The 19,637-nt window shown below is 41.9% G+C and carries 14 protein-coding genes; 4 read left to right on the top strand and 10 right to left on the bottom strand.

Annotated features, from left to right (window positions below):
* Positions 1-152 precede the first annotated feature (152 nt).
* The 5 genes from argH to argC form a co-directional block, all read right to left on the bottom strand.
* The gene (gene argH, locus JFU56_RS21545; RefSeq protein ID WP_198439274.1) at positions 153-2,042 is read right to left on the bottom strand and encodes an argininosuccinate lyase; all 1,890 of its coding nucleotides are present in this window, start codon (positions 2,040-2,042) and stop codon (positions 153-155) included.
* 80 nt (positions 2,043-2,122) lie between these two features.
* On the bottom strand, positions 2,123-3,331 hold the full coding sequence (locus JFU56_RS21550) for an argininosuccinate synthase (protein ID WP_198439275.1): 1,209 nt from the start codon (positions 3,329-3,331) through the stop codon (positions 2,123-2,125).
* Positions 3,332-3,350: 19 nt separating this feature from the next.
* A complete protein-coding gene (locus JFU56_RS21555; protein ID WP_198439276.1) occupies positions 3,351-4,256 on the bottom strand; it encodes an ornithine carbamoyltransferase in 906 nt (301 codons plus the stop codon).
* A 26-nt stretch (positions 4,257-4,282) separates the two neighbouring features.
* Positions 4,283-5,059, bottom strand: a complete 777-nt coding sequence (gene argB, locus JFU56_RS21560; protein WP_198439277.1) for an acetylglutamate kinase — start codon at positions 5,057-5,059, stop codon at positions 4,283-4,285.
* Positions 5,060-5,069: 10 nt separating this feature from the next.
* Positions 5,070-6,080: an N-acetyl-gamma-glutamyl-phosphate reductase gene (gene argC / locus JFU56_RS21565; RefSeq protein ID WP_198439278.1), complete on the bottom strand. Its 1,011-nt coding sequence runs from the start codon at positions 6,078-6,080 to the stop codon at positions 5,070-5,072.
* A 242-nt stretch (positions 6,081-6,322) separates the two neighbouring features.
* On the opposite strand from argC, the gene argE reads away from it, so the two are divergent.
* Together argE and ppc are read left to right on the top strand one after the other, a co-directional pair.
* A complete protein-coding gene (argE, locus tag JFU56_RS21570; RefSeq protein ID WP_198439279.1) occupies positions 6,323-7,471 on the top strand; it encodes an acetylornithine deacetylase in 1,149 nt (382 codons plus the stop codon).
* 156 nt (positions 7,472-7,627) lie between these two features.
* The gene (gene ppc, locus JFU56_RS21575) at positions 7,628-10,258 is read left to right on the top strand and encodes a phosphoenolpyruvate carboxylase (RefSeq protein ID WP_198439280.1); all 2,631 of its coding nucleotides are present in this window, start codon (positions 7,628-7,630) and stop codon (positions 10,256-10,258) included.
* A 99-nt stretch (positions 10,259-10,357) separates the two neighbouring features.
* On the opposite strand, the gene metF is transcribed toward ppc, so the two are convergent.
* Positions 10,358-11,245, bottom strand: a complete 888-nt coding sequence (metF, locus tag JFU56_RS21580) for a methylenetetrahydrofolate reductase (RefSeq protein ID WP_198439281.1) — start codon at positions 11,243-11,245, stop codon at positions 10,358-10,360.
* Positions 11,246-11,389: 144 nt separating this feature from the next.
* Positions 11,390-13,813 (bottom strand): bifunctional aspartate kinase/homoserine dehydrogenase II, encoded by a 2,424-nt coding sequence (metL, locus tag JFU56_RS21585; RefSeq protein WP_198439282.1) that lies wholly within the window; start codon positions 13,811-13,813, stop codon positions 11,390-11,392.
* A 177-nt stretch (positions 13,814-13,990) separates the two neighbouring features.
* On the opposite strand from metL, the gene metJ reads away from it, so the two are divergent.
* Positions 13,991-14,317, top strand: a complete 327-nt coding sequence (metJ, locus tag JFU56_RS21590) for a met regulon transcriptional regulator MetJ (protein WP_101060747.1) — start codon at positions 13,991-13,993, stop codon at positions 14,315-14,317.
* A gap of 187 nt (positions 14,318-14,504) precedes the next feature.
* Here metJ and JFU56_RS21595 read toward each other — a convergent pair whose 3' ends face one another.
* The 3 genes from JFU56_RS21595 to rpmE all read right to left on the bottom strand — a co-directional run bounded on the left by JFU56_RS21595 (position 14,505) and on the right by rpmE (position 17,122).
* The gene (locus tag JFU56_RS21595; protein WP_198439283.1) at positions 14,505-15,131 is read right to left on the bottom strand and encodes an RNA-binding S4 domain-containing protein; all 627 of its coding nucleotides are present in this window, start codon (positions 15,129-15,131) and stop codon (positions 14,505-14,507) included.
* 132 nt (positions 15,132-15,263) lie between these two features.
* Positions 15,264-16,505: a malic enzyme-like NAD(P)-binding protein gene (locus tag JFU56_RS21600; protein WP_198439284.1), complete on the bottom strand. Its 1,242-nt coding sequence runs from the start codon at positions 16,503-16,505 to the stop codon at positions 15,264-15,266.
* A gap of 404 nt (positions 16,506-16,909) precedes the next feature.
* On the bottom strand, positions 16,910-17,122 hold the full coding sequence (gene rpmE, locus JFU56_RS21605) for a 50S ribosomal protein L31 (protein ID WP_198439285.1): 213 nt from the start codon (positions 17,120-17,122) through the stop codon (positions 16,910-16,912).
* Positions 17,123-17,354: 232 nt separating this feature from the next.
* Between rpmE and priA the strand changes: the two genes are divergently transcribed.
* Positions 17,355-19,556 (top strand): primosomal protein N', encoded by a 2,202-nt coding sequence (gene priA, locus JFU56_RS21610; protein WP_198439286.1) that lies wholly within the window; start codon positions 17,355-17,357, stop codon positions 19,554-19,556.
* The last annotated feature ends 81 nt before the right edge of the window (positions 19,557-19,637 follow it).

Consider the following 19,637-nt stretch of genomic DNA (forward strand, 5'->3'; position numbering starts at 1 on the left):
CTCATTGCGATTAATCGTTACCGTAATTTGTTTGGGTACTATACAGACAGTATTGATTAAGTTCAAGTTTCTTAATCACAGAATGATAAACAAAAAAAGCACCCACAATCGGGTGCTTAATATAAAGGTACTATAATTTAGTATGCTAGCAGTTAAGAGGCTAATAGTTCTGGTTTAACACTAATACTTTGGTTTACCGCACCTAACTTAAACTCCAGCGCCACTTCATCACAGGCATGCTGGCGTGGACAAATATCACAATCCTTCAACACTTTTTCAGGTAGCATTGATTTGCTGGTTGAGCTAAAGCCAAGTTTCATAAAGAATTCAGGGACGCGTGTTAATACAAACACTTTTTGAATAGCCATCTGTTCTGCTTTACGCAACATGTATTCGACAACAGCTTTGCCCTGCCCACCGCCTTGATAACCCGGTTCAATACCCAATGAACGGATCTCAGCAAGTCCGGTATCATAAACATAAATAGACGCACAACCTGTTATTTGGTGGTGTTTCTCAGTGACAGCAAAGGTACCGACAGCTTTGACTAGGTCAGGACGACTACGTGGTAAGTTCTCACCTATATTTGCCCAGTAATTTACCATACGCTCGATATCATCAAGATCGGTTAACCGTGCAGCACGGATACTAATACCTGAAGTATCACGTTCTTCTAAACGCTTTTCAGCATTGGTTAAAGCAAATTCAACTTGTACCGGTGATACCCCACCCTGTGCTTTACGTTTCGCTAATGTTTCATCAAGGGATAAATGATGATAGACATCATCCTCAATCAATACATCAAACGCTTTAAATTCAGCAAGCGTAAGCGCTTCTAGTGGAACGCCTTTCTGTATTGCAGCAACAACAGCTTCACCAACGATATGGTGTGAATCACGGAATGGTACACCTTTAGCAACAAGATAATCAGCAAGCTCTGTCGCATTTGAATAACCGCCAAGCGCAGCTTCTTTAGTTCGCTCTTCATTGATTTTCATGCCAACTAATGACATTGCAGCCATTTCGAGGCAATCGCTCCAGGTATCAAGCGCATCAAACAAGCCTTCTTTATCTTCTTGCATATCTTTGTTGTATGCCAGTGGCAGCGCTTTTAATGTCATTAGCATCGCACTGAGTGAGCCAAATACACGGCCCGTTTTACCACGGATCAGTTCTAATGCATCCGGATTTTTCTTTTGTGGCATTAATGATGAACCAGATGTCACCGCATCAGCCAGCTCAATAAAGTTAGATTCACCCGAATTATAGAAAATTAAATCTTCAGCTAAACGCGACAAGTGAATCATCGACATACTCGCCGTGCTCATTAGCTCCATCACATGGTCACGATCAGAAACAGAATCAAGACTGTTTAAAGTCGCACTAGCAAAACCCAGAGTGTGAGCTAATTCAGTTCTATCCATTGGGTAGGCAGTACCTGCAAGTGCACCAGAACCTAATGGACAAGTATCTAGACGTTTCAAACAATCTGTTAAACGGCTAAAGTCACGCTCTAACATTTCTACATATGCTAAACACCAATGAGAAAATGTAACAGGTTGTGCACGTTGCAGATGGGTGTAACCCGGTAACACAGTGTGCTGATGTTCACGCGCTAAAGTGACTAATTGCTGCTGGGTTTTATCCAGTTGCATAAGTAGTTGCTCACCCTGCTGTTTACACCACAATTTTAAATCCGTCGCAACTTGGTCATTACGACTACGCCCGGTATGGAGCTTCTTACCTAAGTCACCGACTTTCGCAATAAGCTGCGTTTCCACCCAGCTGTGAATATCTTCAGCATCACTTTGTAAGATCTGCTCTGGATTTTCTAATACCGCTAACTTTAGATCATTCAACGCAGCTTCAATGGCGAGCTGTTCGTCCTGCGTTAAAATACCAACGCCAACGAGCGCTTTAGACCATGCCACTGAACCTGTAATATCTTGCTCAGCTAAACGATAGTCAAACCGCAGTGAATCATTAAATGTTTTGAATTTTGCATCAGCTGCTTGACTGAATCTACCGCCCCATAGTGCCATGGTTACATCCTTATTCTTTCTATCTTTATATTAGAAGTCATCTATTCGAAGTAGAGGGGGTTTTAGCCCCATCTACAGCGTTACTTAGTTGCTAAAGCTTTAATACGGCTAGACAACGAATATAAACGGATGAAACCTTCCGCATGGCTTTGATCATAGACATTATCATCACCAAATGTAGCGAACTCTTCACTATAAAGGCTGTTTGGTGATTTTTTCTGGATTGCTTGTACTGAACCTTTGTACATTTTAACGATGACTTCACCGTTCATTTCTTCTGCTAATGTGCCTGCAGCAGCAAGTAATGATGCACATAAAGGTGTAAACCAACGCCCATCATAAACAAGGTGTGAGAATTCAGCAGCAACAGTTTGCTTCCACTTACGTGTCGTTTTATCTAATACTAGCTCTTCAATACCACGAAGTGCTTCCACCATTACCGTGCCACCTGGCGTTTCGTAACAACCACGAGACTTCATGCCTACTAAACGGTTTTCAACGATATCAACACGACCAACACCATGTACAGCGGCTTTTTCATTAAGATACATCAGCGTTTGGTAAGGAGACATGGCTTCACCATTAACGGCAGTGATCTCGCCTTTAATAACTGATAACGTTAAGAACTCAGGTTCATTCGGTGCATCAATTGGATCTACAGTCATAGTCCAAACTTGCTTGCTAGGTTGGTTCCATGGGTCTTCTAACTCACCACCTTCGTGAGAAATATGCCAAGCATTAGCATCACGGCTGTAAATTTTAGTGGCAGATGCAGCTGTTGGAATGTCACGTTCAGCTAAGTATTCAAGTAGTGATTCACGGCTAGTTAAGTCCCAAATACGCCAAGGTGCTATCACAGTTAGCTCTGGTGCAAGCGCGGCAAAGCAAGATTCAAAACGGATTTGATCATTACCTTTACCAGTACAACCATGGCAAAGTGCATCAGCGCCGACTTTACGAGCGACTTCAACTTGTGCTTTAGCAATGATTGGACGTGCCATTGACGTACCTAGAAGGTAAGTGCCTTCATATACAGCACCTGTTTTAAGCGTTGGGTAAATGTAGTTAGCTACAAGCTCATCTTTTAGGTCAACCACGTAGCACTCAGATGCACCCGAAGCCAATGCTTTAGCTTCAATACCTTCAAGCTCTTCAGCCCCTTGACCTACATCGGCAACAAAGGCCACAATTTCACAATTGTCATAATTCTCTTGTAACCAAGGTAAGATCACTGAAGTATCTAAACCACCAGAATACGCTACTACTACTTTCTTAACTGTTTGTGTCATTTTCATTTTCCTTAATATGTTACTTCAGCAATGTCAGTAAAACTGCATTTTGGGCGTGCATTCTATTTTCGGCTTGGTCAAAGATCAGCGAATGTTCGCCATCCATCACTTCTGATGTGATCTCTAACTCACGATGAGCCGGCTGACAATGCAATACATGTTTGATTCCTGTGCGTATCAATAACTCTTGGTTTATCTGATACGGCATGTACTTTTCTTTTACTTGTGCCAATGGTGTGTCGTCACCCATTGATACCCAAGTATCACCATAAATAACATCATAATCAACTATGTCATCTAGGTTATCTGTTACATTAATTTTACCACCGCTAATTTCAGCAAGTTCAATGGCTTGTTTAACGATTTGCGCGTCTGGACTGCTACCTCTTGGACATACGGCCGTCACTTCAGCACCTAAAATTGCACCGGTTAGCATAAGAGAATGCGTTACGTTATTACCTTCACCAACATATGCTAACTTTACTTTAGAAACATCTTCATAGTGTTCCGAAATTGTTAAGAAATCAGCTAATGCTTGGCAAGGATGGTATAAATCGCATAAAGAGTTAACCACTGGCACGCTGCCATGCTCAACCAAACCCTCTAACGTTTTATGACTCATCACACGTGCAACAATCGCATCAGCCCAACGAGAAATATTTGCCGCGAAGTCTTTTACCGTCTCACGCTCACCAATCGCACCGTTTTGTGAATCCAGATAAACGGCATGACCGCCTAACTTATGAATACCGATATCAAAAGTTACACGTGTTCGTAGTGACTGCTTTTCATAAATGGTGACAATACTTTTACCTGCTAATGCTTGTGAGTATTCCGCCGGGTTGGCTTTCACTGCTTTAGCCAATGCTAATAAGTCAAGGATCTGCTGTTTAGTTAAACCTTTAACTGATAATAAATTTTCCATGATCGAACTCCGTTATCTGATCAATATTAGCTAGAAACTTTCGTTCCCTCTACTTCACCATTTAATAATGCCACCAACCTTTCCGGCACTTTCCAACTCGCAAGTTTAATATCGCGATTTAATGATGCAGCCGCTTTTAACGCTGCTCTCACTTTTACTTCCATCCCACCATTTATCACACCAGCCGTAATCAATTCATCGGCATCATGGCTATTAATTTCAGGAATTAACTGCATATCCGCATCTAAAATGCCTTCGACATCCGATAACATCACCAAATCTGCATTAAGCGTTTCGCAAATAGCAGTAGCTGCTTGGTCAGCATTCACATTTAATAACTGTCCCTGTGCATCAATACCAATCGAACTAATAATTGGTAAAAAACCACCACTGAGTAACGCTGTTAATAATGTTGGGTCACCGGCTTCACATTCACCAACAGCACCAAGTCCTGCTGTTGATTGCGTGACTGTCGAAATACCGCCATCAGCAAGACTTAAACCAACAACGTTAAAGCCAAGTTTTATACCTTGTGCCATTAATACTTTATTTGCAGTGCCAGCTAGTGCCCCCGTGATATAACCAATATCACTCGCCGGTGTAATACGTAAACCGTTTTTCTTTTCACTCACAATGTTCATTTTTGCTAGTAGGTCATCAACAAAGCAACCACCGCCATGAACAAGAATAAGTGGACGTGATACCGTTGATTTATACTCACTCAATGCCGTAAACAATTGTGCTAGCGCCGCTTCATTTTCAAGTAATGCGCCGCCAAGTTTTAATACTAAAGGAGTTGTCATGTTTGTACCCTTATACTAGTGACGTCGTCATTGGAAAACCAAAACGAATATTAATACACTGCATTGCTTGTGCTGCAGCACCTTTTAATAAGTTATCAATCGCTGACACAACAATTAAATCTTGTCCTTGTTGTTGCCATGCTAAATCGCAATAGGCAGTTTTCTCGACTGCTTTAATACTTGGCCAGCCACTTGGTAATAACCGTACCATCGGCTGGTCTTGATAGGCTTCTTGATAAGCAGCCGTTACTTGTTCTGGTGTTACGCCAGCAACCAGTTTGACGTTAATGGTTGCTAATATGCCACGTTTAAAGCTACCTAAGTGCGGCGTGAAAATAACCTCGTGACCTAAGTGCGTACTGATCTCTGGTTGATGACGGTGATTAAACACACCATAAGGGGCATGGCTCACTTCGCAAAAAGCAGAGGCTAATGACGCTTTACGCCCTGCACCACTCACGCCACTCACCGCATTGATAATCGGTTTTTGTTCAGCAGCGATAAGGCCGTGTTGTGCTAATGGTTTAAGTGCTGATAACGACGCCGTTGGATAACACCCAGGAACAGCAATCAAATTTGCTTCAGCGATATCGGCACTCGCCCATTCAGCTAAACCATAAACAGCACTTTTCAATTCTTTATCGAAATTATGTTTAAAGCCGTAATAATTTTCGTAGAAAGCGGGATCGTTAACTCTAAAGGCACCCGATAAATCAAATACCACAGCATCCTGTGCTAAAAATTCAGCAGCAATATCATGGCTGACTTCATGCGCTGTCGCTAACACGACAATATCAACGTCATCACAAATGTTTTTAATATTACTTGTCGCCAATGGTTCAATCGTTTGGTCAACAACACCTAATAAATGACCGTATAATGAAGAAAACGATTTACCGGCATCTAAACTGTGTTCAGAAACAAACAGACCAGCAAGTTCAAGTTCTGGGTGTTTCGTAATGTAATGGGCTAGTTCAGCACCGGTATACCCGGTCGCTCCGACTAAGATTGTTTTTAACATGTTTGACTTCCGTGTTTGCTAAATTGTAAAACGATGGGCAGTTGAGCCCTTTTCGATTGCACTCGCCTAATCAAATTAAGCGACATCAATGCATTTTAAATACTGTCTCGTCGAAACCATGAAAAACGATTCATTATCTAACCCATACGTTGTAAAGTAAGGATGATTAGAGAATAAAACAGATTACATTTTTATGCAACTTTTATGCATAAAAAAACAATCAATCATTACAGGAACGTAATATGCAGCTACCTCAATTCAACGAACTTTATAAATCACTGATCTTAACCCCTTCGATCAGCTCATTAGAAAAAGAGTTAGATATCAGCAACAAACCTGTTATCGACTTACTTGCAGGTTGGTTCAACGAACTTGGCTTTAGCATTAATATCACCAGCGTACCTGAAACTAATGGTAAATTTAATCTAGTCGCAACTTACGGACAAGGTGATGGCGGCTTATTACTGGCTGGTCACACAGATACCGTCCCCTTTGATGATGGTTTATGGACTAAAGATCCGTTCCAATTGACCGAAAAAGACGATAAATGGTATGGCTTAGGGTCTATCGATATGAAGGGGTTTTTCGCCTTTGTATTAGAAGCATGTAAAAATATTGATTTAACAAAACTCGACAAACCTTTGCGCATACTCGCCACCGCAGATGAAGAAACGACAATGGCGGGTGCCAGAGCAATAGCAGCTGCACAAAGTTTTCGCCCTGATTATGCGGTAATTGGTGAACCAACAAACATGGTGCCGGTATTTATGCATAAAGGTCACATGTCAGAAGCAATTAGAATTACCGGACGCAGTGGGCATTCTTCCGATCCAGCCAACGGTATTAATGCCATTGAAATAATGCATCAAGTAACAGGACAGTTATTAACACTACAGCGTAAATTGAAAGAGCAATACGCCTGCGATCATTTTGTTATTCCACAACCGACACTTAACTTTGGCCACGTGCATGGTGGTGATAGCCCGAATCGTATCTGTGGCAGCTGTGAACTACACATAGACATGCGCCCTATTCCTGGCGTCAGTCCAGATGAATTGTTCATGTTACTCAATCAAGCGTTATTACCGATCATGAAACAATGGCCTGGCGCAGTAGATGTTTATCATCTGCATGAGCCTATCCCAGCTTATGCTTGCGATACCGACTCAGCATTAATTAAATTAGCTGAAAAACTAACTGGTGAAAGTGTTATCCCCGTAAATTACTGTACCGAAGCCCCTTTTATTCAACAACTTGGCTGCGATACTATCGTTATGGGTCCAGGTAGCATCAATCAAGCACACCAACCTGATGAATATTTAGATTTAGCCCAAGTGAAACCAACTCAAGCTATTATCAAAAAACTGATTGAACAATCATGTAAAAACTAACTAAGAATTATCGTTTTGTAGTAAAATTACCGTCAATATCACAATTAATCGTATTAACTTCACGATTTTGTTGACGAATGTCTCTAAATATAGTTATTTTACATACATAACGATAATAGTTGTTGCCGTATTACACACTGAATTGAAGGATTATGTATGTCAGATAAATATGCAGCGTTACGAAGTAATGTTGGCTTATTAGGCCAAGTACTCGGGAATACAATCAAGGATCATCTTGGAGAAGAGTTCCTAGATAAGATTGAAACCATTCGTCAACTAGCAAAATCATCACGCGCCGGTAATGATAAAGACCGCGCACAATTACTCACCGTGTTACGTGGCCTCTCAGATGATGAGCTACTACCAGTGGCACGTGCATTTAGCCAATTCCTAAACTTAGCTAACATCGCAGAGCAGTTCCACACAACATCACGTAACTGTGCCGATAATGTTTGTGTACCCGACTCCATTGATGAACTGTTTGCAAAATTAAATAATTCTGAAATCAGTGAAGCTGATGTTCTTTCTGCAGTTAAGAATCTAAATATCGACTTAGTGCTGACTGCGCATCCCACGGAGATCACGCGTCGTACCCTTATCCACAAGCATGGCGCCATCAATAAATGCCTTAGCCAGCTAGAGCTGACTGAATTAAGTAATCAAGAACGCGATGTCTTCATGACACGTATCGAACAATTGGTATCACAAGCTTGGCACACTAACGAAATAAGAACCGTGCGCCCAACACCTGTCGATGAAGCGAAATGGGGTTTTGCCGTTGTAGAAAATTCTTTATGGGATGCAGTACCAAACTTCTTACGCAGCCTTGATAAACGCCTACAAGACCGTTTAGATTATCAATTACCAATTGACGCTTCACCTGTTAAGTTTACCTCTTGGATGGGCGGTGATCGCGATGGCAATCCGTTTGTTACTTCAAAAGTAACCGAAGAAGTACTACTCACTAGCCGCTGGATGGCGATCCACTTGTTCCTTAAAGATGTAAAGCATCTTACCAGTGAACTATCCATGAATGACTGTGATGACACATTACGTGCATTGGTTGGCGAAAGTCATGAACCGTACCGTGTATTACTGAAAAAATTACGCAGTGAATTAACCGAGACACTGACCAGCCTAACGGCACAGTTGAAAGGTGAATACACTGAAAGCCGTGACATCATCACAACGACAGCACAATTACGCCAACCACTATTAGCCTGTTACAACTCGCTAAATTCCCGAGGCATGGCAGTGATTGCCAAAGGCGCGTTACTCGATACCATCCGTCGTGTTGAATGTTTTGGGGTGAGCTTAGTTAAGCTTGATATTCGCCAAGACAGCGATCGTCATACAGATGTGATAGCAGAAGTAACTCGCTATCTTGGTCTGGGCGATTATGCACAGTGGAGCGAGCAAGATAAGCAAGCTTTCTTACTGCAAGAACTCAATAACAAACGCCCATTGCTCCCTATTTGCTGGCAGCCATCTGCAGATGTGAAAGAAGTACTTGATACTTGTCGCACTGTAGCAAAACAAGATCCAGAATCACTGGGTATCTACATCATCTCAATGGCACGTAAAGCTTCTGATGTATTAGCGGTGCAATTATTATTGAAAGAAACGGGCTGTCCATTCCGCCTACCTGTCGCGCCATTATTCGAAACATTAGACGATCTGAATAATGCCGGCACAGTAACAGCAAGCCTATTAGCAATTGATTGGTATAAAAACTACATCAATGGCCATCAGCACATTATGATCGGTTATTCTGATTCAGCGAAAGATGCGGGCGTAATAGCTGCATCTTGGGCGCAATATCGTTCACAAGAAGCCTTAGTTGCTATCTGTGAGCAAGAAGATATTAACCTGACTTTATTCCATGGACGTGGTGGTAGTATCGGTCGTGGTGGCGCTCCTGCACATGCAGCGCTGCTGTCTCAACCTCCTGGTTCACTCAAAGGTGGTTTACGCGTAACAGAGCAAGGTGAAATGATCCGCTTTAAGTTTGGTCTTGCAGACGTCGCAGAGCAAAGCTTAAACCTTTACACCAGTGCAATTCTAGAAGCGAACTTACTGCCGCCGCCAGCACCAGAGCAATCGTGGCGCGATGCTATGGATAAAATGTCAGCGGATTCATGTGAAGAATATCGTTCATATATCCAAGGCCATGAAAAATTTGTACCTTACTTCCGCTCTGCGACACCTGAGCTAGAATTAGGTAAGCTGCCACTCGGTAGCCGCCCAGCAAAACGTAAGCCAAATGGTGGCGTAGAAAGCTTACGCGCAATCCCTTGGATCTTTGCTTGGACACAGAACCGCTTAATGCTACCAGCTTGGTTAGGTTGTACCGCTGCATTCAAAAACATGCTTGATTCAGGTCAACGTGAAACGCTACAAGAAATGCAACAGCAATGGCCTTTCTTCAATACCCGTTTAGAAATGTTTGAAATGGTATTTTTGAAAGCCGATGCCTGGTTAGCAGAATATTATGACCAATGTCTTGTAACAGAAGATTTATGGCATTTAGGTAAGGAGCTGCGTGCAAGTTTAGCACTCGCGACTGAACTCATTGTCGGATTAACCCCAGATGCTAATTTACTTGATGGTCAGCCTTGGAGCCAAACGTCGATTGAATTACGTAATCCGTACACAGATCCCCTGAACATCCTACAAGCAGAGCTATTAAGCCGCGCACGTAGCAGTGAAGAAGTGAATCCTGATATCGAACAAGCCTTAATGGTAAGTATCGCTGGTGTTGCAGCTGGTATGCGTAATACAGGTTAACTTTCAATTTCACTATCAACTAATGAACAGATAATAAAATGCCGACATCATGTCGGCATTTTTGATTCTAATACAGGCTCACAGTAATAAGTACGATGACTATTTTGGACGTACACCCAATGTATGACAAATAGCATACGTTAAATCAGCGCGGTTTAGCGTATAGAAATGGAAGTCTTTCACCCCTTCGCGCGACAGTACTTTTACTTGATCAATGGCAATACTTGCGCCAACCAGGTTACGTGTCGCTTGATCATTGTCTAACCCTTCAAACTGACTGTGCATCCAATTAGGCACTTTTACATTGGTCAGTTTTGAGAACTTACATAAGGTTTTATAATTTGAAACGGGTAAAATTCCCGGCACAATCTCTTTATCAATACCGACAGCCGCACAACGATCACGGAAGCGTAAGAAACTCTCTGTATCAAAGAAGAACTGTGAGATTGCACGGTCGGCACCCGCATCAATTTTATCTTTAAGCGCCAATAAATCCGCTTGCGCATTTTTTGCTTCTGGATGCACTTCAGGATAAGCCGCTACCGAAATATCAAAATCATTCACTTCCTTCAATAAGGCAACTAAGTCAGCCGCATACATATCAGGTTGATTCAAGCCAGGTGGTAAATCACCACGCAGAGCCACAATATTACGAATACCGTTATCCCAGTAGTCTGTTGCGATCTGCTTTAGTTCTTTGCGATTTGCATCGATACAAGTGAGATGTGGTGCCGCGATCAAGCCCGTTTCATGTTTAATTTGTTTGATAATATTATGGGTAAGGTCACGCGTACCAGAATTAGCGCCATAGGTCACAGAGACAAATTTAGGGTCTAGTGCTTTCAGGCGATTAATTGACTCCCATAAAGTGGACGTCATCGCAGGTGAGTTTGGTGGGAAAAATTCAAATGAAACGTTAATGTCACGCCCCAATTCAGAAACACTTTGGTTCAATACTTCAATATTTTGTGCGTTGTGAAAACTCATACTCTTCTTCCCTTAAGATGTTTAGACGTCCATAGCTCTGTACGTCTCAATCATCACAACTTTCCCCCCTAAAGTCAACGCACATAATTCATCTTAAACATGAATTATGTGCGTGTTAGGGTTTAACACTAGGAAATACTGTCGTTAGCGGGCGAATAGCTTACACAATTGGAACAAGTCAGCCTGAATCGCCCCTGCAGTCACTTCTTTACCCGCGCCAGGTCCTTGGATAACTAATGGATTATGACGGTACCAGTGGCTATTAATCGAAAAGATATTGTCACACGGCAGTAAATTAGCAAACGGGTGTGTCGGTTCTAAAAATTCCAAACCAACCTGAGCAACGTCTTTATTGCTAAAGCTGGCCACGTAACGTAAGACTAACCCCTGCTTTTTAGCTTTGTTAAACATGCGTAGTATTTTGTCGTCTAATTCTTCGCAATGCTCTAAAAACTCATCCACTTTAAAATCCATTAGCTCTGCAGTTACTAACGACTCTAATTTAATGTCGCTCAGTTCCATGTCGTAACCGGCTTCACGGCTCAAGATGAGCAATTTGCGTTGCACATCTTTACCCGATAAATCCTCACGAGGATCTGGTTCAGTTAAACCTTGCTGCCAAGCTTGTTCAACTAATTGTGAGAATGCGATTTCACCATTATATTGCTGGAATAACCAAGATAAGGTACCCGAGAAAATACCACTCACCGCAGTAACTTGATCGCCACTGTGTTGCAGCATATCCATCGATGACTGGATTGGTAAGCCCGCGCCAACAGTGGCGTTATATAACCAGTGACTTTCGTTATCACTAAAACTTTGCTTAACGCGATTATAAAACTCGCTGCTCGCCGCGCCGGCAAATTTATTTGCCGAAATAAGATGAAAACCATGTTGGGCAAATTCAGGATAATAATAGCTAATCGCTTCACTCGCCGTAATATCAATCACCACCAACTCGTCAAACGGATGCAAGGCTAAGTTAGATAATAACTGTTCCCAGACAAACGTTTCCGGTTGGAAGTTATCAAGTATCGTCGCTGCATCTAGGCCATTGAAATCGAGTACCCCGCCCTGTGAGCCATATACACCACATAAGTACAACTCGACGTTTTGTTGCTCGGGTACTTTATGCATTTGCTGGGCGAATAACGATAACCAACCAGCACCAATATTACCTTTACCAAATAGCACCACGCCAACACGCTTTGGCTGTTTGAATAGCACAGTGTGTAATTCTTTTAATAACGGCTCGAGTACAACTTTTTGCAATACTGCACAAATACTTAAATGATTATCGCCAGTTTGTACGAAACTGAGATTATGTTCAGAAATTAGCTGATAAAACTGATGGGACTGCAACGCGTTTTCAGTCACACCCGAGCCCACTAACGCCACCATACAAAAGCCACTGCGGGAATCAATAGCACTGATCTGTGGTTGTGCTTGCTGGTAAGCTAGTAATGCAGAAAGTGCAAATTCAACTATCTCAGCCGTATAACCTAAACGCACAACATGTTCGGTTGGACGGCGTTTAATGCAAATTGGCGACAGCTGTTGCAGTGCTAATAAAGCAATCAACTGATTATATTGGGCTTGGTAATCAGCACTTTGTGAAAATTCAATATCGACTAAATACAGGTCATCAATCGAGGTAACAATTTTAGCGCCCTTGCCTTTGGGCAAACGACGGTGGATCTGCGTAGAGCCCTCGCTAGGCGTATAACTACAGCGTAACTGGACATGCTGTTTACTCGCCATTACCGGTTGTAAGGTACGGGCGTGTAATACAGGAGAGCCTAAACGAGCCAATTCAGCCGCTTCATCCAGCGATAATTTAGTTTGTAATTCAGCATCTTTAACGCGGCGTGGGTCTGCACTAAATACCCCGGCAACATCACTCCAAATAGTGGTTTGACTCGCATCAACTAATGCACTTAATAACGTCGCAGAATAATCAGAGCCATTACGTCCTAATGTGACGGTGCGCTGTTGACTATCGCCTGCAATAAAGCCAGTGACGACAACACGATTATTGAGTGTGACTAAACACGCCGCTAATTTTTGACGCGATACGATTTCATCAACAACAGGTTGCGCTGCTAATTCCGTAGTGAAGAACAAACGTGAATCTAAATCATCTGCAGGTAATTGATTTTGAGTCAACAAAGCCGCTAGCAATCGTGCAGACCATACTTCGCCGTGGGCAAGGATTTGATTTTTAGCGTAAACATCAAGGTTAGTTTCTAATAAATGGCTGATAGTATGAATGTCATCTTGCAGCGCAGCGGTGAGCTCTGCACATAATTCATCAATTAATAATTCAGCGATGAGCTTAGCTTGGTATTCACACGTGGCAATAAGTCGTTCAGGCGCAGCTTGATCACCATCTTCCGCGAGCTGTAACAACTCTAACAACTGGTTAGTTGTTTTACCTGCCGCAGAAACAACAATCAGATCTTGAGCCTGGGTATGTTCACTAATAATCGCCGATACGCGACGATAACAAGTGGCATCCGCTAAACTACTGCCACCAAATTTATGAATACTGCGCTTCACTGCGTCCATGCGTTCTCCCGAACTTAATATCGAATTGATGTATGACTAGTACCTCAAAACATACACCATTAAGTCACAATAGGTCAATAGACGTCTAGAGCTCTTTACATACTGATTGCCAACAATCAAATTCAAAGGTAGACTTATTACTTATTCATTAAATAATAATTTACGCAAAGGTCGAAAATGACGAAGTGGAACGGCGAGTATATTAGTCCCTATGCAGAACATGGGAAAAAGAGTGAACAGGTTAAGAAGATCACTGTTTCAATTCCTTTGAAAGTATTAAAAGTTCTGACAGATGAAAGAACTCGCCGTCAGATTAATAATCAACGTCATGCGACTAACAGTGAATTATTATGTGAAGCATTTTTACATGCTTACACTGGTCAGCCGCTACCTGCTGACGAAGATCTAACAAAAGATAAACCAGATAACATCCCTGCAGAAGCGAAAGCGCAAATGTTAGCGTTAGGCATTAATATTGATGATTATCTAGAGCAAGATGACTAATCAGTAAATAAGCGATAAAGAATAGCGAAGCAGTTATAAAAAAGGCACTCCTTTATGCAAGGAGTGCCTTTTTTGATCTCAACAGTCTGCATACGTTATCTCAATGCAGCCCGTGAATAAATTCAAGCCAGAACCTAATCATTAAGCCTAAAGATAGGTTCGAAAGCTGACTTCTAAAGGTGAAGCCCTAAAAACTAAAAGGGGCCGCTCGGCCTTTTTTCTTTTCGGCTTTTTTAGGTTCAGCCACTTTTGCTGTCTGCGTTTGTTTTGCTGCAGGTTTTTTCTTTTTCTTCTTCTCAGGCTGTTCCCAAGTATCCGCGGCAGTGCTTTCAATCACAGGCTTAACAGCTGCAGGTTTTACAACAGGAGTTGGCGTGATAAAGGCAACATCAGCTTCAACATCTGTGCTTGTAGCAGTATCATTAGCAATGAAATCGTCTTCAGTCAGCTCATGTTCAGTCATGTATGCTGCAACAGAATCTGACTCAAGTGCAGCCGGATCAACAAATTCATCTTCAGAAAAATCTTCGCCATCATCAGTCTCTGCATAATCAGCGTCATCATATGATGCTAACTCTTCGGCAGACATAACTTGATACGCTTCACCATCAAAACCGATGATGTCACCAAACATAATTTTTTTACGTTTACGTGTTTCAACTTCACCGTTGACATAAACATAACCGTTAGCAATATGATTCTTTGCTTCACTGCCCGAGGTCACTAGGTTCTCAATTTTTAAAATTTTATATAATTCAATTGGTTCTTCAGAAACAACAACAGGGATGACTTCAATTTCGTATTCTTCAGACATGGAAACCTTAAATGTGGGCAATATAGCGGCTCTTTATACAAGTATAAGCGCAGAAATGCAAACGCCAAGGAAAGACCTTGGCGTTTGTCAGAGCGATCAAATAGAATTATTTGATCGCGTTACCGAGTAAATTTACAGCATGTAATTTTCTGGTAACTCAATACGTGATACACCCGTTTCAACTGCGGCGAGCGCAACCGCACGTGCAACACGTGGTAATAAGCGTGGATCCATTGGCTTAGGAATAATATATTCCTTACCAAATACTAACGACGTAGTGCCAGATGCAGCCAGTACTGATTGCGGTACTTCTTCTTTCGCAATTTCACGAATGGCATGTACAGCTGCCACTTTCATCGCTTCATTGATCACACTAGCACGCGCGTCTAATGCACCACGGAAAATGAACGGAAAGCACAACACGTTATTCACTTGGTTTGGATAATCAGAACGACCCGTTGCCATGATAAGATCTTGACGTGCACCATGTGCTAATTCAGGTTTTATTTCTGGATCAGGGTTTGAACAAGCAAAGATAATTGGGTTATCAGCCATTAATTTCACATCTTCAGCAGACAATACATTAGGACCAGATACGCCAACAAATACATCTGCACCATTAATCGCATCTTGTAGCGTGCGTTTATCAGTGTTGTTAGCAAAACGCTGTTTGTATTCGTTAATATCATCACGACGAGTGTGGATAACACCTTTACGATCTAACATGTAGATTTTTTCACGCTGCGCGCCACATGAAATTAATAATTCCATACAAGCGATTGCCGCTGCGCCAGCCCCCATACAAACAATCACAGCTTCAGCAATGTCTTTACCTTGGATATCGAGCGCATTAATCATGCCAGCTGCTGTTACAATAGCAGTACCGTGTTGATCATCATGAAATACCGGGATCTTACAACGCGCAATCAAGGCTTTTTCAATCTCAAAACACTCTGGTGCTTTAATATCTTCTAAGTTAATGCCGCCGAATGTATCAGCAATATTAGCTACCGTATCGATAAATTCTTCTGTCGTGCGGTGTTTAACTTCAATATCAATTGAATCAATATCAGCAAAGCGTTTAAACAATAGCGCTTTACCTTCCATGACTGGTTTTGACGCTAATGGACCTAAATTACCTAGGCCTAAAATAGCGGTACCGTTAGTGATAACAGCAACTAAGTTACCTTTAGCTGTATATTTATAAGCATCATCAGGATTAGCAGCGATTTCACGCACTGGTTCAGCGACACCTGGGCTATATGCTAGCGAAAGATCATCGGCTGTTTCTGCAGATGTAGTAAGTTGAATAGCAATTTTGCCTGGTTTTGGGTTCGCATGGTAATCCAATGCTTGCTGTCTAAGGTCTGACATACGCAGTATCCTGAATGAAATGAATGCACATAACTCACCGTCTTAGTTCAAGAATAACAAGCAGTGAGAAACAACGTTGGGGAATTAACTAATAATCGAATGTAACGCCAAATATTTAACTTTAATTTAACACAGCTCACTTTTGTTTTACACTGAGCTAAACCGGTTAATAATATTGTTGGCATGATTCTACATTAATTTAAGTTGTTTATTCTACCTTTGCACTGGTACGAAGTGTTTATTTTTATATGTTTTGCTAATTTTAGAAGAAGATTTTTATAGAAATGAAATTAATGAGGTTAAATTTAAGTTTTATAAATGTTTCAAATTATTTTCTAGGTATAAAAAAAGGCACCCTAAGGTACCTTTTTGACTCACTGCAATAAATTGTATAAATACAATTATTATTTTGCAGAAAGAGCGCCAAAACGCTTGTTGAATTTGTCAACACGACCGCCAGTATCAACAGTACGTTGCTTACCAGTGTAGAATGGGTGACAGTTTGAACATACGTCTAGAGTGATATTTTTGCCACGAGTAGAACCCATAGTGAAAACGTTACCGCATGAACATTTAGCTTCAATAGCTGAGTACTCTGGGTGGATACCTTGTTTCATAGAAACCTCAATTTAGGTTATGTCGCCATCTGAAACACTGCCAGACACCACATAAAGTTATAGAATTTTTAGGCTGCGAATAATATAGGATCTTACCCCCTAATATCAATAGCTGATGCATAAATAAACTGCATTTAGAACATTAAATAGAAAATATCAAGACATTACCCAGTTAACCGCCGTAAACTGTTTACTGAAATACCGATTTAAGTCGTAAAAGAGAGTTGAGTTCATGCCCGTTGTCGCCGTTGCCGTTCCAGTACATTTAAGCAGAAGCTTTGATTATATCTATTCAGATGATATTCACATCGAACCAGGTATGCGTATCTGTGTGCCTTTTATGAATAAGCAACTCATTGGCATTGCCCTGGCAACTAAAAACGACAGTGAGTTTCCACTGGCAAAACTCAAGTCCATTATCAATGTACTTGATGAGAATGCTATTTTATCAACAGACATGTTGGCCTTTTTTAATTGGTGCGCCGACTATTACCATTACCCAATAGGTGAAGTCATTGCACAAGCATTGCCGGTTTTATTACGTAAATTAGAATCCGCTAAATTAAACAGTTACACTTTTTGGCAATTAACCGATAACGCTCACCAATTAACAATGCCGGAGTTAAACCGGTTAACCCCTGCGCAGTTACAGACCATCAAATTACTGGCAGAAACAGGGTTAACGCAGTCACATTTAAAATTAGCTAATATAAAATCAACGACCATCAAGGCACTGCAAGATAAAGGCCTAATCAGCCAAGAGTATATTGAGATCCAAGATAACGATGCCCAACATTGGCGTCAAAACTTGGTTGTCAGTGACAATCGCCCCTCACTTAACACCGAACAAGCGATCACGATTGCCGCCATTGATATCAACCATTTTGCCACTTACCTACTCGATGGTGTGACAGGCAGTGGAAAGACTGAAGTTTATTTAAATGTGATCGAAAAAGTATTAAAAACAGGTAAACAAGCGTTAGTCATCGTGCCCGAGATTGGTCTTACGCCACAAACCATTTCACGCTTCAAACGCCGTTTCAATGTACCCATTGTAGCCCTACATTCAGGTCTAAATGACGCAGAACGTCGCGAAGCTTGGTTAGAGGCGCAAGCTGGTGTGGCAGGTATCGTCATTGGTACGCGATCTGCCATTTTTACTCCGATGCATGATTTAGGCGTGATAATTATTGATGAAGAGCATGACGGGTCACTGAAGCAACAAGAAACATTCCGTTATCACGCCCGCGATCTGGCGATTGTCAGAGCGCATCGTAATAATATTGCCGTGGTACTAGGTTCTGCAACACCAGCACTAGAAACCCTGCACAATGCCAAGACAGGTAAATATCGTCACTTGCAGCTGACTCAACGCGCGGGTAATGCCCAGATGCCAATTCATCACCTGATCGATATTAAGAATCAGTCTTTAAACTCAGGGTTGTCGACTGAATTTATCGCGTTAATGGCAACGCACTTAGCAGCGGGAAATCAAGTTCTGCTGTTTCTAAATCGCCGAGGCTATGCGCCCGCGGTCATGTGTCATACCTGTGGTTCAATGGCAGAGTGTCAGCGCTGTAATACTTATTACACTTACCATCAGTCTCGTAATATATTGCACTGTCATCATTGCGATGAACAGTTTCCAAAACCACGTCGCTGCCCAAGCTGCGATTCCAACGAGATCATCACTGCAGGTTTTGGTACCGAGCAACTCGAGGCCATGCTTACCGAACATTTTCCGCAATACCCGATTATCCGTATTGATCGAGATAGTACCAGCCGTAAAGGCAGTTTAGAAAAAGCATTAGAAGCAGTACGCAAACGTGAGTTCCGTATTTTGATTGGCACTCAGATGTTAGCCAAAGGGCATCACTTCCCCGACGTTACTTTAGTTGGCTTGATTGATGTCGATAGCGCCCTGTTCAGCAGCGACTTTCGTGCGCCAGAAAAGCTCGCGCAATTGTTTGTACAAGTATCAGGTCGCGCAGGCCGAGCAGCTAAACAAGGTGAAGTTGCGATTCAAACCCACCACCCTGAACACGAGCTGATCCAAGATTTGATCAATAATGGCTATAGCCACTTTGCTCAAACCGCATTACATGCGCGTTCGATGGCGAGTTTACCGCCTTATAGCTTCCAGGCTTTATTCCGATCAGAAGCACACCAGTTCAGTGAAGCCAACGCTTTTTTAGTCGACATAAAACAACTGGTGCAAGAATATAATCACAACCCACAACTGCTTTGTTTAGGCCCTATGCCTGCACCAATGGAGAAACGCGCAGGAAAGTATCGTTTACAGCTTTTACTGCAAAGCCCGCAACGTCAGCATATCACTCATTTATTACGCCAAATAATGCCCAAAATTGAAGCATTAAAGTCTGCACGTAAAGCCCGTTGGTCGTTAGATGTGGATCCAACTGAAATGTTGTAAGGATATCGGCATTTATCCGTTGATTAGCTAGTCAAATGGCCCTAATCACGCTAAAATGTTGGATCTATTTTTCATCATTGC

The sequence above is a fragment of the Moritella sp. F3 genome, assembly GCF_015082335.1.
Lineage (GTDB): Bacteria > Pseudomonadota > Gammaproteobacteria > Enterobacterales > Moritellaceae > Moritella.

Excerpts from the sequence above, each read along its gene's own strand:
- JFU56_RS21550 (WP_198439275.1), bottom strand. The coding sequence starts at position 3,331 with ATGACACAAACAGTTAAGAAAGTAGTAGTAGCGTATTCTGGTGGTTTA.
- JFU56_RS21600 (WP_198439284.1), bottom strand. The coding sequence starts at position 16,505 with ATGTCAGACCTTAGACAGCAAGCATTGGATTACCATGCGAACCCAAAA.
- JFU56_RS21595 (WP_198439283.1), bottom strand. The coding sequence starts at position 15,131 with ATGTCTGAAGAATACGAAATTGAAGTCATCCCTGTTGTTGTTTCTGAA.
- metF (WP_198439281.1), bottom strand. The coding sequence starts at position 11,245 with ATGAGTTTTCACAACGCACAAAATATTGAAGTATTGAACCAAAGTGTT.
- JFU56_RS21555 (WP_198439276.1), bottom strand. The coding sequence starts at position 4,256 with ATGGAAAATTTATTATCAGTTAAAGGTTTAACTAAACAGCAGATCCTT.
- argH (WP_198439274.1), bottom strand. The coding sequence starts at position 2,042 with ATGGCACTATGGGGCGGTAGATTCAGTCAAGCAGCTGATGCAAAATTC.
- rpmE (WP_198439285.1), bottom strand. The coding sequence starts at position 17,122 with ATGAAACAAGGTATCCACCCAGAGTACTCAGCTATTGAAGCTAAATGT.
- metL (WP_198439282.1), bottom strand. The coding sequence starts at position 13,813 with ATGGACGCAGTGAAGCGCAGTATTCATAAATTTGGTGGCAGTAGTTTA.
- argB (WP_198439277.1), bottom strand. The coding sequence starts at position 5,059 with ATGACAACTCCTTTAGTATTAAAACTTGGCGGCGCATTACTTGAAAAT.
- argE (WP_198439279.1), top strand. The coding sequence starts at position 6,323 with ATGCAGCTACCTCAATTCAACGAACTTTATAAATCACTGATCTTAACC.
- argC (WP_198439278.1), bottom strand. The coding sequence starts at position 6,080 with ATGTTAAAAACAATCTTAGTCGGAGCGACCGGGTATACCGGTGCTGAA.
- priA (WP_198439286.1), top strand. The coding sequence starts at position 17,355 with ATGCCCGTTGTCGCCGTTGCCGTTCCAGTACATTTAAGCAGAAGCTTT.
- metJ (WP_101060747.1), top strand. The coding sequence starts at position 13,991 with ATGACGAAGTGGAACGGCGAGTATATTAGTCCCTATGCAGAACATGGG.
- ppc (WP_198439280.1), top strand. The coding sequence starts at position 7,628 with ATGTCAGATAAATATGCAGCGTTACGAAGTAATGTTGGCTTATTAGGC.